14 protein-coding genes are annotated in these 13537 nt (G+C 72.6%); 4 read left to right on the top strand and 10 right to left on the bottom strand.

Annotated elements, in window-relative coordinates; translation table 11 throughout:
* Nucleotides 1-54: 54 nt before the first annotated feature.
* Nucleotides 55-2064 carry a protein kinase gene (locus AB0J71_RS36415; RefSeq protein WP_364418487.1) on the top strand — a complete coding sequence of 670 codons (2010 nt, stop codon included), beginning with the start codon at nt 55-57 and terminating at the stop codon, nt 2062-2064.
* Between the two features lie 28 nt (nt 2065-2092).
* On the opposite strand, the gene AB0J71_RS36420 is transcribed toward AB0J71_RS36415, so the two are convergent.
* From AB0J71_RS36420 to AB0J71_RS36450, 7 genes are all read right to left on the bottom strand, one after another.
* Complete coding sequence (locus tag AB0J71_RS36420) at nt 2093-4135, bottom strand: cellulose binding domain-containing protein (protein WP_364418489.1); 2043 nt, start codon at nt 4133-4135, stop codon at nt 2093-2095.
* Nucleotides 4136-4282: 147 nt separating this feature from the next.
* A complete protein-coding gene (locus AB0J71_RS36425) occupies nt 4283-4909 on the bottom strand; it encodes a response regulator transcription factor (protein WP_352324501.1) in 627 nt (208 codons plus the stop codon).
* A gap of 3 nt (nt 4910-4912) precedes the next feature.
* Complete coding sequence (locus AB0J71_RS36430) at nt 4913-6127, bottom strand: sensor histidine kinase (protein WP_352324500.1); 1215 nt, start codon at nt 6125-6127, stop codon at nt 4913-4915.
* The gene (locus AB0J71_RS36435) at nt 6124-6849 is read right to left on the bottom strand and encodes an ABC transporter permease (RefSeq protein ID WP_352324498.1); all 726 of its coding nucleotides are present in this window, start codon (nt 6847-6849) and stop codon (nt 6124-6126) included. The genes AB0J71_RS36430 and AB0J71_RS36435 overlap by 4 nt, the downstream gene beginning before the upstream one ends.
* Entirely contained in the window at nt 6846-7562 is a 717-nt protein-coding gene (locus AB0J71_RS36440) for an ABC transporter ATP-binding protein (protein ID WP_364418491.1), read from the bottom strand. The genes AB0J71_RS36435 and AB0J71_RS36440 overlap by 4 nt, the downstream gene beginning before the upstream one ends.
* Before the next feature lie 75 nt (nt 7563-7637).
* Nucleotides 7638-8105 (bottom strand): hypothetical protein, encoded by a 468-nt coding sequence (locus AB0J71_RS36445; protein WP_352320430.1) that lies wholly within the window; start codon nt 8103-8105, stop codon nt 7638-7640.
* Nucleotides 8106-8183: 78 nt separating this feature from the next.
* Nucleotides 8184-8963, bottom strand: coding sequence for a hypothetical protein (locus AB0J71_RS36450; RefSeq protein ID WP_364418493.1), 780 nt, complete (start codon nt 8961-8963; stop codon nt 8184-8186).
* 151 nt (nt 8964-9114) lie between these two features.
* On the opposite strand from AB0J71_RS36450, the gene AB0J71_RS36455 reads away from it, so the two are divergent.
* Entirely contained in the window at nt 9115-9933 is an 819-nt protein-coding gene (locus AB0J71_RS36455; RefSeq protein WP_364418495.1) for a nucleotidyltransferase domain-containing protein, read from the top strand.
* Here the strand turns inward: AB0J71_RS36455 and AB0J71_RS36460 are convergent, their stop codons facing one another.
* Entirely contained in the window at nt 9934-10422 is a 489-nt protein-coding gene (locus AB0J71_RS36460; protein ID WP_352320436.1) for a hypothetical protein, read from the bottom strand. It abuts the gene before it with no gap.
* Between the two features lie 117 nt (nt 10423-10539).
* On the opposite strand from AB0J71_RS36460, the gene AB0J71_RS36465 reads away from it, so the two are divergent.
* Nucleotides 10540-11016 carry an anthrone oxygenase family protein gene (locus tag AB0J71_RS36465; protein WP_364418497.1) on the top strand — a complete coding sequence of 159 codons (477 nt, stop codon included), beginning with the start codon at nt 10540-10542 and terminating at the stop codon, nt 11014-11016.
* 56 nt (nt 11017-11072) lie between these two features.
* Here AB0J71_RS36465 and lpdA read toward each other — a convergent pair whose 3' ends face one another.
* On the bottom strand, nt 11073-12452 hold the full coding sequence (gene lpdA / locus AB0J71_RS36470) for a dihydrolipoyl dehydrogenase (RefSeq protein WP_352320439.1): 1380 nt from the start codon (nt 12450-12452) through the stop codon (nt 11073-11075).
* A 39-nt stretch (nt 12453-12491) separates the two neighbouring features.
* On the bottom strand, nt 12492-12866 hold the full coding sequence (locus tag AB0J71_RS36475; protein ID WP_352320441.1) for a tautomerase family protein: 375 nt from the start codon (nt 12864-12866) through the stop codon (nt 12492-12494).
* 18 nt (nt 12867-12884) lie between these two features.
* Here AB0J71_RS36475 and AB0J71_RS36480 point away from each other — a divergent pair, with 18 nt between their 5' ends.
* A complete protein-coding gene (locus AB0J71_RS36480; protein ID WP_352320442.1) occupies nt 12885-13535 on the top strand; it encodes a response regulator transcription factor in 651 nt (216 codons plus the stop codon).
* The last annotated feature ends 2 nt before the right edge of the window (nt 13536-13537 follow it).

A 13537-nucleotide genomic window follows, 5' to 3' on the forward strand; every position in this document is an offset into this window, starting at 1 on the left:
TTGTCTCGATCATCCTGACTATTGTGATCCCCATTGTGCGGGGGAAGGCGGGCGATGGACGAGGGTGGGGCCGAGGCGTTCCTCGGCAGCCGGTACGTGCTGCTCGACGAGATCGGCGCCGGGGCGATGGGGACCGTCTGGCGGGCACGCCACCGGGAGACCGGCGAGATCGTGGCGGTCAAGCTGTTGCGCAGCAACCTCGCCGGCGACCAGGACCTGGTGCTGCGGTTCGTGCAGGAACGCAATGTGCTGCGCACCCTCCGTCATCCCCACATCGTCACGATGCGCGACTTCGTCATCGAGGGGGAGCGGCTCGCGCTCGTGATGGACCTCGTCGAGGGCGGCGATCTGCGCGGCCTGCTCCAGCAGCACGGCACGCTGCCGCCGGCCATGGCAGCCGAGCTCATGGCCCAGGTCGCCGAGGCGCTGGCGGCGGCGCACGCGACGGGCGTCGTCCACCGGGACGTCAAGCCGGGGAACGTCCTGATCGACGGGCCCTCGGGGCAGGTGCGGCTGACGGACTTCGGGGTCGCCCGGATCGTCCTCGGGCCGGGGCTGACGCAGACCACCTCGATCATCGGCACGCCCACGTACCTGTCGCCCGAGGTGGCCGACGGCGGCGCCCCCACGCCGGCGGTGGACGTCTATGCGGCCGGGCTGATCCTCTACGAGCTGCTGGCCGGGCGTCCGCCGTTCGTGGGCGAGCATCCGATGGCCCTGCTCCGGCAGCACGCGATGGCCATGCCGCGGCGGTTGCCCGGGATGCCCGACGCCCTGTGGTCGTTGATCGCGGCCTGCACGGCGAAGGATCCCGCGGCGCGTCCGGCGGCCGGGCAGGTGGCGGTGGCGCTGCGGGAGGCGGCGCCGGCGGTGGCGGGGCTGGCCGCCTTGCCGCGGGTCGGCAGGGCCGAGGCCCCGTCCGCGACGTCAGAGCCGCTCCCGGGGCCGCCGGTGCCGGGGACGGTGCCTGGACAGCTCGCGGGGCCGGTGCCGGGGTCGGTGGCTGGGCCGCTCGTGGGGCCGGCGCCTGGGTCGTCGCCGGCCGGCGACGCTGGGCCAGGCGGTGAGCCTGTTCGGGCTGCTGCTCCGCCCTTTGGGGATGGCCCAGGGGCCGGGGCGGTCTCGGGCGTCGCCGGCGGGGACGGCACGGTTCCGTCCGCGGGGCGGGGCGCGGCTCGGGTCGGCATGGTTCCGTCCGCGGGGCGGGGTGCCGCCGCGCAGGCGGGTACGGCGTCCGGGCGGCCGTCCGGACGGTCCCGCCGACGGCTGGTCGTCATCGCGAGCACCACGACGGCGGTGGCGCTGACCGCGGTGGCCGTGGCCGCCATGGCCCCATGGCGGACGCCGGGTGCGGGGGCCGCGAACGACGCGTCCGGGCTGTCGGTGTCCAAGGCGGCCGAGGTGGCCGGCACGGCGACGCCTGCCGAGTCCGGGACGGAGAAGCAGACGCCTGTCCCGTCGGAGGCGGACGAGGAGACGTCCGGCACCGAGGACGAACCACTCAAGTCGTCGGCCAGGAAGACGCCGAAGGGGCCGGTCCGCACGCCGGGCGCGACCGTCCAGGAACGCGCGCCGGGCGCGACGACGGACCCCACGGCGAACCGTACCGCCGACCCTCGCCGGACGCCGACCGGCAGGAAGACGGAGGCCCCGCACACCGTGGACCCCGGGACGGACGGTGACGGCGCCCCGCCGCGCAGCTCCCAGCCGAACTGGAGATGCCGCTCGTGGATCACCGCGGGCGACGGTTCCGGCGTGGAGATGTCGCCCTGCATGGCCATGGTGGGCGACGTCTTCTACCTGATGGGACGCATCCGGGGCGCGAGCTCGGTCCGCTCGGACGTGCACGTCCAGCTCTACGACACCGACGCGGACCGCAACGTCTCCCAGCCCTTCACCTGCTCCGGGGTGTCCCCGCGGAACGACGGCGAGGTGGCCACCTGCGGGCCGTTCACCACCACGGCGCCGGCCGTCCACGCCAAGCACGACGTGCGGCAGCGCTGGCGCCGGACGGGGACGGCGGCGTTCGGCGGCGGCGCGGAGAGCCCCTGGGTGTTGTGGTGAGGACCCGCACGCCGGGGCGGGAGGCGGGTCACTGCCGGGTGGTGCAGACGGTTCCGTTGAGGGTGAAGACGGTGGGCAGGAGGTTCGGGCCGGCGTAGTTGCCGACGAACCCGATCGTGGTCGAGGCGCCCGTGGCCAGGGAGGCGTTGCCGGGCTCGCTGACGGCCCTGACGTTCGAGCCCGTCTGGGTCCAGGTGGCGCTCCAGCCGCTGCCGAGGCTCTGCCAGGGCCTCGGCCAGGTGAAGCTCAGGGTCCAGCCGTTGACCGGGGCGCCGTTGTTGGTGATCTCGACGGCGCCGACGTAGCCGCTGGCCCAGTCGGTCTGGTCGGTGAATCGCACGGTGCAGGAGCTGGTCGCCGGGGTGCCGGTGGTGAAGGTCACGGGCGGTGAGGCCCAGGAGACGCCGCCGCCGCTGTCGCGGGCGATCACGTTGACCGTGTAGGTGGTGCCGGGCTTGAGGTTGCCCACCGTGTAGGAGGTGCCGGCGGTCTCGCCGAGCTGCTCGCTGACGGCGCCGTTCTGGCGGTGGAGCTCGTACTTGACGATCGGGCGGGCGCCGGGGGCGGCGGCGGGCCAGGAGAGGGTGGCGGCCCGGTCGGTGACGTTCGAGGCCGTCGGACGGCCGGGCGCGCCGGGAAGGCCGGCCTGAGGCGCGGCGGGACGCACGACGACGGTGGTCAGCGACAGCGGCGGCAGCGTCTGGCTGGTGGCGGTGCCGGTGGTCGCGGTGGTGATGGCGTCGGCGCCGTTGACGTGGGTCAGCACGGTGGGCGCGCCCGCGGCCGGCGTGAAGCCCGCGTAGTCCACGGCGACCGGGTACGACGTGTCCGGCGAGGCGTTGATCAGCATGACCGCCAGGTCGCCGTTCGGCCGCCGGACGGCGTGCGCGCTGACCTTCGGCTGGTCGGTCGCCGCCGTGACGAACTGGTCGCCGGCCCGGGCGAACACGCTGACCATCCGCAACGCGTGGTACGGCGCGAACGGCGTGTTCAGCGGCGGCTCGCAGACCCCGGAGGAGTTGCAGACCCCGCTGGACAGCAGGCCGAAGTCGCCGTAGTCGGTGTGCCCCTCGACCTCGGTGACGTTGCCGATGCCGTTGTGCACGTTCCACCAGTCGACGGTGAACACGCCGTTCGCCAGCAGGCTCGCGTAGGCGTCGGCGGCGGCCAGGGCGCCGGGCTGGGTGTTGGTGCCGTTGCTGCTGGAGCCGGTGTTGAACTCGGTCATCGCGATGCCGATCCGGTCCGAGCCGGGCCCGGCGTACGCGGCGAGCTGCTGCCGGGTGAGCCGGATCATGTCGGGCACCTGACCGGCCCTGTCCAGGGCGCCGGGGTACCAGTGCAGGATCACGAAGTCGATCTTCGGTCCGGCGAGGGACAGGACGACCTTGTTCCAGCTCCCGTCGTCGCCCTCGGCGGTGATGGCGTCGGGCCAGTTCGCGGGGGTGGTCAGCACCGCGCCGATCTTGATCGTCGGGTCGGCCGCCTTCATGGCGTCGGCGTAGGCGACGACGTGGCGGGCGTACTCGGCCGGGCTCTTGTCAGCGTGGTCGTCGGCCTCCCAGGCGCTGCCGTAGTGGCCGTTGCCGTAGTTCTCGTTGCCGATCTCCCAGTACTTGACGCCGTAGCCCTTGGTGACGTTGGCGTGCCGGACCCAGGCGGCGGCCTCCTCGGCGGTGCCGGTGCCGTAGTTGGCGGTCACCATGGCCTGCGCGCCGGTACGCCGTGCGCCGCGCATGAAGGTGTCGAAGTCGGTGTTCGGGGCGACGTACCCGCCGGGGGCGGTGTGGTCGGCCCAGTGGTAGATGTCGGAGTAGGAGCCGCCGGGGTAGCGCAGCAGCTTGACGCCGGCGTCCTTGAGGAGGTCGGCGGTCTGGTCGGTGCCCAGGTTCGCGTCCCAGATCGCATGGTTGGAACCGATGCCGGTCTCGGGGGCGGTGGCCAGGGCGGCGCGGGCGTTGACGGTCACCGTGACGGGGGTGACGTCGTCGGCGCGCGCCGGGGGAGCGATCAGCGTGGTGAGGGTCAGGAGGGCCGCGGTCGCGGCCCTGGGCAGGATCTTGCCAGGCATCGGGGTACCTCGCCGTGGGTAGCGGTATGGCTCGACGCCCCCTCCTGACCAGGAGGCAAGCATGATCATGCGACGTGGGGTCCGGCACGTCAATCGGCGCTGAAACTTTCACGGCGGTCAGGCGGGCTGTGAGCGGGTCACGGCCGGTCAGGCGGGCTTGAGCAGGCCCCGGTCGTAGGCCGCCGCGACGGCCGCCGCCCGGTCCTTGACCTCCAGCTTGGCGAACACGTGCAGCAGGTGGGTCTTCACGGTGGCCTCCGTGACGAACAACTTCCTGGCCACCTCCCGGTTGGTCGCGCCGCGGGCGACGAGGCCGAGCACTTCGAGCTCCCGCGGGCTCAGCGCGCGCTGCTCCGGAGGGTGTGCGTGCCGCGTCAGCGCCCCGGCCACGGCCGGCGACAGCACGCTCTCGCCGCGGGCCGCGGCCAGCACGGCCCGGCGCAGCTCGGCGCGGGGCGTGTCCTTGAGCAGGTAGCCGGTGGCGCCCTGCTCGATCGCGGGCACCACGTCGGCGTCGTCGCCGAAGGTGGTCAGCACGAGCACGTGCGTGCCGGGGCACTGCTCGCGCAGCCGGCGGATGAGCTCGGCGCCGCTCGGCCCGGGCATGCGCAGGTCGAGGAGCACGACGTCGGGAGCGGTGCGCAGGGCCACCGCGAGCGCCTCGGCGCCGTCGGCCGCCTCGCCGACCACCTCGAAGCCGTCGGTCTCGAAGATGCCGCGCAGCCCGTCGCGGACCACGGGGTGGTCGTCGACGACGATCAGGCGTACCGGCATGGCTCACGTTCCCGGGTCGGCGGGGATGGCCGGAACGGTAGCGGAGATCCCGGTGCCCTGGCCAGGGGCGCTCTCGACGGCGAGGCTGCCGGCCAGGCGGGTGACCCGCTGCCGCATCGCCACCAGCCCGAACCCGCCGCCTGAGCCGCCGCCGGAGCCCGGGGTGAAGCCGGACCCGTCGTCGCGGACGTCGAGCGCCACCACGTCCTCCATGTACGACAGCGTGATCCCCACCCGGGTGGCCCGCGCGTGCCTGCCCACGTTGGCCAGCGCCTCCTGGGCCACCCGCAGCAACGTGCTCTCCACCTCGGTGTGCAGCGGCCGGGCCGCGCCCGTGACCGACACCGTGACCGGCACTTCGCAGGCCCGGGACCAGGCCGCCGCCACGTCCGACAGGGCGGTCCCGAGCTGCGCCGCCGTCGCCAGCGGCGCCGGGCGCAGCGCCTGGACCGAGCGGCGGGCCTCGGTCAGGCTCTCCCTGGCCAGCTCCCGTACGGTCGCCAGCCGCGCGCGCACCGCGGGCATCGCTCCGGCGGCCCCGTCGGCGGCCCCGTCAGCGGCCCAGTCAGCGGCTTCGTCGGCGGCCTCCAACTGGGTGAGGATGCCGGTCAGCCCTTGGGCCACGGTGTCGTGGATCTCCCTGGCCAGCCGTTGCCGCTCGGCCAGCACGCCCGCCTCGCGGGCCTGGACCAGGAGCCGGGCCTGCAGGTCGGCGTTCTCCTCGGCGAGCGCGGCAAGCCTGGCGCTCTTCTCCTTCAGCTGCGCGTTCTGCTCGGCGACGGTCTGGAAGACCAGCCCGGTCATGGACGCGACCAGCACCCCGACCACGAAGGAGGCCAGCAGCTCGACCGGGCTGCGACCGGCCGGCGGACGGGCGGCGACCAGCGTCCCGACCGTCAGCGCGACCCCGGCGTACGCCCACAACCCCGGCAGCAGCGCGAAGCACTGGACGAACATCCCCACCCCGGTCACGGTGAAGACCGGGTCGATCCGCACCAGCGCCGCGACCACCGCCAGCAGCACCACGAAGTACCCGGCCACCACCCACGCCCGCGCGGCCAGGCCGGGACGGCGAGCCACCACGAACCAGTGCCAGGCCGCCGCGAACAGCGCCAGGGCCAGCACCTCGACCCGCCACGTCCGCAGCAGCGAGAACAACGCGGGCAGCAGCACCAGCAGGTACGGCAGGGCCGCGGTGACCCGCTCCCACCGGCTCACCACCGCAGGGCCTTCACCGCGAGGCCGCCCGCGACGGCGCCGACCGCCACCATGATCCCGAGGGCGAGCGGCGGGAGCGCGCCGGCCGACCAGCCGTCGCGGATGGCCTGGACGGCGGGCGCCATGGGGGTCAGGTCCCCGATCGCCCGCATCGACCCCGACATGGTCTCGCGCGGGATCACCGCGCCGGACAGGAACACCATCGGGAAGAACAGGGCGAGCCCGATCACCGTCGCCGCCCGCCCGCTGGGGGCCAGCGCGCCCAGGAGCAGCCCGACCGCGCCGAGGCTGAGCGCGCCGAGCAACCAGGCCAGCAGCACGCCGGGCAGGCTCGCGGGCGCGCTCAGCCCGTAGCCGGCCACCCCCAGGACGACCAGCAGCACGCTGCCGAGCACCGCCAGCAGCATGTGCGCGGCCCACTGGGCGCCGCACAGCATGAACGGCGTGGCGGGCGTGGCCCGCAGCCGCCTGAGCACCCGGCGCTCCCGGTACTGGGCCAGCGTGGCCGGCAGGACGACCAGCGCGGCCAGCCCCACGACGAAGACCGTCAGCATCGGCACGGTGGCGTCGACCAGGCGCTCGCCACCGGGCAGCGGCCGGTCGCCGCCGCGCAGCTTGACCCAGAGCATGACCAGCGGGAAGCCCAGCGCGAAGTACGCCGACATCGGGTCGCGCAACCCCAGCCTGAGCTCGACGGCGACGACCCTCGTGAAGCCCTTCATGCCCCGGCCCTCCCGGTCAGCGTGAAGTAGGCGTCCTCCAGGGAGGCGGCCCGCGCCCGGCCGATCAGCTCGCGCGGGCTGCCCTCGGCCACGACCCGGCCGCGGTCGACGACGGCGATCCGGTCGCACAGCGCCTCGGCCTCGTCCATGAAGTGGGTGACCAGGACGACGGTGATCCCGCGGTCGCGCATGGCCCGGATCAGCCCCCAGGTGGTGCGGCGGGCGTCGGGGTCGAGGCCGGTGGTCAGCTCGTCGAGCAGGACCAGCTCGGGGTCGCCGACCAGGGCCAGCGCGATGAACAGGCGCTGCTTCCAGCCGCCGGACAGGTCGCCGAAGCGGGCGTCCTTCCTGTCGGTGAGGCCCCATTCGTCCATGATGGCCCGCCAGTCGGCCGGGTGGTCGTACAGGGAGGCGTGGAGGCGCAGGGCCTCGCCGACCTTGATGCCGTCGGGGAGCGCGGCCTCCTGCAACTGGGCGCCGACGCGCTGGAGCAGCGCGCGCCGGTCGCTCTGCGGGTCCAGGCCCAGCACGCGTACGCTGCCGCCGTCGGGACGCCGCAGCCCGGACACGCACTCCACGACCGTCGTCTTCCCGGCGCCGTTGGGCCCGGCGAGCCCGAAGATCTCGCCGCGTTCCACGGTCAGGGAGAGGCCGTCGAGGGCCCGGGTGTGCCGGTAGCTCTTGCGCAGGTCGTCGATCTCGATGACTGTCATGATCCGAGCATCACGCGGGAGCGGCGTCCCGCCCATCCACCGATCGGTGGATGGGCGGGACGCCGCCGGGGGGCCTCACTTCGACAGGTAGAGGGTCTTCCAGGTGCCGGCGTACAGGCAGTTCAGGGACGGCTTGGAGCCCTTGCCCTCGGCGCAGACCTTCAGCTCGACCTGGTAGACGTCGTGGGACTCGAAGGAGAACCGCTTGACGGAGGTGGAGGAGCAGTTACGGATGCTGCGCTCCTTGTTGGGCAGGTTGCTCCCGTCGCGGTAGGTGATGCGGAAGACCGCCCAGCCGCAGGCGGAGTCCTTGCGCGTGCGGTCGGTGAGCTTGCCGGAGATCCGCACCACGTCGGCGGTCGGCAGGTCGGCGTGGTCCTCGCCGGTCGCGCTCAGCGAGCCGGTGGCCTTGGCGGCCTGCCCAGGGGCGTAGTAGGGACCCCACGAAGCGGCCGAGGCGGCCTGGGCGGGGGAGGAGGCGAGCGCGACCAGGGCTGCGGCGGCGACACCGGTCAGGACGGCGGCGGTACGGGAGGCGGTCATCGAGGGGTTCCTTCCTCTCTGGGATGACCACACAGTGCATTGGCCCGATTTCAACCGGCTTGCGGGGGCGCTTGCAAACTAGTTGTATTTGTACTGCCGCGTCGCGACCCGGTGCGAGCCGTTGTAGACCGACGCGCGGAACATGCTGATCGACTGGTCGCCGTGCTCGGCCTTGCCGCAGGTGTTGAGGCCGGCGAGCTGGTGGATCTCGTACCGGGCGGTCGGGTCGCCGGCCACGAAGTACTCGGCGCGCGCCTGGTACTCGTCGGCCCTGGTGTCGCAGGCGAAGACGTACGTGTCGCGCTCGTGGAAGCACACGCTCGCCCCGCCCTTGGTGTACGAGCACAGCTCCGAACGGCCCCGCGCGGCGGCCGGGGTGACGCCGGTGTCGCGCTTGACCGGGTATTTGGTGAGGTTGCGGACGGTCTTCCAGCGGCCCACCCGGACGCGGTGGTTGCCCTCGTACACGGCGGCCCGGAACGTGACCGTCCTGCCGATCTCGCGGTTGCCGCGGATCTCGCCCTTGCCGCCCAGGTTGTGGATGACGTACTTGGTGCCCAGGTACTCGTTCAGGTGGTACTCGACGGCGGCGTGCAGCTTGTCGTTGCGGGTGTCCTCGACCCAGATGCCGGGCCGGTCGCTGCCGTCCGGGCCCACGCAGACCTCGGCGCCCTTGACCCGCATGCAGGCGGGCTCCGCTGTGGCGGCGGGGGTGGTCCGAGCGGGGGTGGTCAGAGCGGTGGTGGTCAGAGCGGTGGTGGTCACCGGGGCCGGCTCCTGGACGGCGGCGGCCGGGCGGGCCTCGCCCCGGGCCACGGCCCCTCCCGTGGTGAGCGCGGCGGCCGTCATCACGGCCATGGCTACGAGTTTGCGACCTGACGCCACTTCGGTCTCTCCAGTCTCGTGGATCACACACCGGGCTGTGCTTGAGTGTGACGCGGAAAATGCCGGAGTGGTTCGGAAATATGTGATTTGGGCCTTCGGTAGGTTGGACGGATGGCGGACCGGCATGCGTGACGAACGGCTGCGGGAGATCGCGGCGAAGCTGGCCGAGGTGCCCGGCGTGGTGGCGGTCGCGCTCGGCGGCAGCCGGGCCCGCGGCACGCACCGGCCGGACTCCGACATCGATCTGGGCCTGTACTACCGGGGGCCGCTCGCCGTCGGCGACCTGCGCGCCCTCGCCCAGGAGATGACCGGCGAGCCGACCGAGGTGACCGAGCCCGGCGGCTGGGGCCCTTGGGTCGACGGCGGCGGCTGGCTCACCGTCGAGGGGTGGCGGGTGGACTGGATCTACCGCGACCTCGACCGGGTGCGCCGCGTCTGGCACGACTGCCGCGCCGGACGCTACGAGATCGGCGTCCAGCCGGGCCACCCGCTGGGCTTCTACTCCCACGCCTACGCGGGCGAGGTGGCACTGTGCAAGGTGCTGGCCGACCCGTCCGGCGAGCTGGCGGCCCTGCGCGCCGAGACCGCCGCGTACCCGCCGGCGCTGCGCGAGGCGCTGGTCCAGGGGTTGTGGGAGGCCGGCTTCTCGCTCACGATCGCCGAGTACGGCGCCGCCGGGCGCGACCCGGTGTACGCCGCCGGGGCGCTGTTCCGCGCGATCGGCGTCGCCTGCCACGCCCTGCACGCAGCCGACGGCGCCTGGCTGATCAACGAGAAGGGCATGGTCGCCGCCGCCGGCCGGCTGCCCTCGGCGCCCGCCGGGTTCGGCGAGCGGGCCCAGGCGCTGCTCGCCTCCGTCGGCGGCACGCCGGAGGAGATCACCCGTACGGTGGCCGCCGCCGAACGGCTGGTCGCCGACGTGCGGGCCGCCTGCGGGGTGTGATCAGGCGTCCTGCCTGGCCCTGGCGGGGGCCAGCGTGGTCAGCAGCAGCAGGAGCGCGCTCTGGGCGAGCATGCCGGGCGCGAGCGGTGGGGCCGGGCCGACGGACTTGGTCAGCGCGTACCACCATTGGGTGAGGGGCGAGAGGGTCTGCCAGGTGTCGGCGTAGCGCGGGTCGAAGGCGCCCATGCCATGGTTGGCCGAGATGTGCGCGTACACGCCGTAGGCGGAGGCGAGCAGCACCGCCAGCGCGATCCCGCGGACGACCTTGAGCGTGAGGGGCGAGGCGTCCAGGGCGAGCAGCACCAGCGCGGCCCCGAGCGCCAGCAGCGCCACCCAGGGGACGAACTGCTGCCAGGACTGCCAGTGGCGTTCGAAGGCCAGCTCCAGGCCGGCGCCCAGGATGCCCAGCGCGACCAGCCCGAAGAGCCCCAGGCGTACCGTGACGGCGCCGAGCCGTCCGATCTGAGTTTGCGCGTTCGTTGGAGGCACGGGCACCACGTTGTGCCCCCGGTCTCAGAGACGTCTCAGGAATAAATGAACGTTCAATGAGAATCGAGGGCGTCGGCGGATGCTTTGGACAAGCGTGACTTAAGGGATCATAGGGACGTGAGCGTACTCGCGGCCGTCTCCTCGGTGCTCGCCCTCGTCCTGAACGGGCTGATGGCGGGCGTGTTCTTCGCCTTCTCCACCTCCGTCATGCCCGGCCTGGACGCCCTGGGGGAGCCCGTGGGGCCGGAGGGCGCGGCGGCCGCCATGCGCAGCATGAACAGGAAGATCCTGAACCCCGGATTCCTGTCGACGTTCACGCTCGCGCCCGCGGCCTCGCTGCTGGCCGGCGTGTTCCTGCTGATCGGCGGGGACGGCGGGCCGGCCGTCCTGGCGTTCGCGGCGGCCGTCGTCTACTTCCTGGGCTCGATCGCCGTCACGGCCGCGATCAACGTGCCGATGAACAACGCCCTGGACGCGGGCGAGCTGGCCTGGCAGGCGTACGCGCCGCGCTGGACCCGGTGGAACACGCTGCGCGGCTGGGCCTCGGCGCTGGCCGTGGCGTTGCTCGGCGTCGCCCTGTACGTCTGGGTCTGACCTGGCCGGATGCATCCCGATGGACGAGCACCGGGATGCGCATCCGCGCGACCGGATCACATGTTGATCATGTGGCCCGCGAGGCCGTGGATCGCCTCCTTGACCGCTTCGCCGAGCGTCGGGTGCGCGTGCACGTTGCGCGCGACCTCGTGCACGGTCAGGTCCCACTGCTGGGCCAGCGTGAGCTCCGGCAGCAGCTCGGTGACCTCGGGGCCGATCAGGTGGGCGCCGAGCAGCTCGCCGTGGGTGTTGTCGCTGATGATCTTGACGAACCCGGCGGTGTCGCCCAGGCCGTGGGCCTTGCCGTTGGCCGTGAAGGGGAACTTGGCCACCTTGACGTCGTAGCCCAGGTCGCGGGCCTGCGCCTCGGTGTAGCCGAAGCTGGCCACCTGCGGCTGGCAGTACGTGGCCCGCGGGATCATCACGTAGTCGAGCTCCATGGTCTCGGCGTCGGCGATGGTCTCGGCGGCGATGATGCCCATCGACTCGGCGGCGTGGGCCAGCATGAGCTTGGCGGTGACGTCGCCGATGGCGAAGATGTGGGGCACGTTCGTGCGGCAGCGGCCGTCGACGGCGATCGCGCCGCGCTCGGTGAGCTGCACGCCGGTCTTCTCCAGGCCGTAGCCGTCGACGCGCGGCTGGAAGCCGATGGCCTGCATGACCTTGTCGGCCTCGAGCACCTGGGTCTGGCCGTCGCGGGTGACGGTGACCTTGACCGAGCCGCCGGTGTCCTCGATGCCGTCGACGCGGGTCGAGGTCAGCACCTCGATGCCGAGCCGCTTGTAACGCTTGGCCAGCTCGGCCGAGACCTCTTCGTCCTCCAGCGGCACGACCCGGTCGAGGAACTCCACGATCGTCACCTTGACGCCGTAGTTGTGCAGCACGTACGCGAACTCCACGCCGATCGCGCCCGCGCCCGCGATGATGATGCTGCGCGGCAGGTTCTCGGTGAGGATCTGCTCCTCGTACGTCACCACCCGCTCCGACAACTGCGTGCCCGGGATCAGCCTGGTGGTGGCCCCGGCCGCGATGATGCAGTGGTCGAACGTGATCGTCTCATCGTTGACCTGCAGGGTGTTGGCGTCGAGGAACGTGCCGCGCCCGTCGTACTCGGTGATGGCGTTCTTCTTCATCAGGTAGTGAACGCCCTTGACCCGGCCGTCGGCCACCTTGCGGCTGCGCTGGAAGGCCGCGCCGTAGTCGAAGCTCACCTCGCCGCTGATGCCGAACGTCTTGGCCTCGTTGTGGAAGATGTGGGCCAGCTCGGCGTTGCGCAGCAGCGCCTTGGACGGGATGCAGCCCACGTTCAGGCAGACGCCACCCCAGTACTTCTCCTCGACGACCGCGGTACGCAGCCCGAGCTGGGCGGCGCGGACGGCGGCCGTGTATCCTCCCGGACCCGCGCCGAGAACGACGACGTCATAGTGAGTGCTCATGACTCGGACCATACCGCCCGCCCCAGGCCACCCTTGACGCTAGACCTCCACCTTGTACGACAGCGTCAGCTCGTCGGCCGGAACGCCCCGGATCCCCCAGTTCACCTTGGGCATCTCGATGATCGTGATCTCCACATCCTCAGGGTCGTATCCCGACTTTTCGTAGATCGACCGGATCAGCGCGCGCTTGGCGTCGTCGCTGCGTCCCGTGAAGCACACGACCTCGATGATCAGGTAGTTGGCGCTGCGCCCCGGGCAGACGAAGTCGTCGGCGTCCAGCAGCAGGAACCGGTGGAAGCGCTTCTCCGGCGGCACCCCCCAGGCGCTCACCAGGCACGACTGCAGCAGATCGGAGATCTCACGCTGCCGTCCGGCCCACACGTCACGACGCCCGTAAACCTTCACTTGTGCCATGTCGGCAATATAGAGGGCGTGATCCGCGTACTCCTCGCCGACGACGAGGCCATGATCCGGGCCGGGGTCAAGGCGATCCTCGACTCCGACCCGTCCCTGGAGGTGGTCGCCGAGGCAGGCGACGGCAGACAGGCCGTCGACCTGGCCATCGGCCACCGTCCCGACGTCGCGCTGCTCGACATCCGCATGCCGCGCCTCGACGGCCTGGCCGCCGCGGCCGAGCTGCGCCGCGTCGCGCCCGCCACGGCCGTGGTGATGTTGACCACGTTCGGCGAGGACGACTACATCGCCAGGGCGCTGGAGGTGGGGGCCGCCGGGTTCCTGCTGAAGTCGGGCGACCCGCGCGAGCTGATCGCCGGCATCCACGCGGTCGCCGACGGCGCGGCGTACCTGTCGCCCAAGGTGGCCCAGCGCGTGATCGCCCAGCTCGCCGGCGGCCGGATGGCCCGCGAGGCCGAGGCCCGCGACCGCGCCGGCGTGCTCACCGACCGCGAGCGGGAGGTCCTCGCCCTGCTCGGCGCCGGCCTGTCGAACGCGGAGATCGCCAAGCGGCTGCACATCGTGGAGGGCACCGTGAAGGCGTACGTGAGCACGATCCTGACCCGCCTCGACGTGCGCAACCGCGTCCAGGCCGCGATCATCGCCCACGAGGCGGGATTGGTAGCCTGACC

The sequence above is a fragment of the Nonomuraea sp. NPDC049637 genome (assembly GCF_040675235.1).
Classification (GTDB): domain Bacteria; phylum Actinomycetota; class Actinomycetes; order Streptosporangiales; family Streptosporangiaceae; genus Nonomuraea.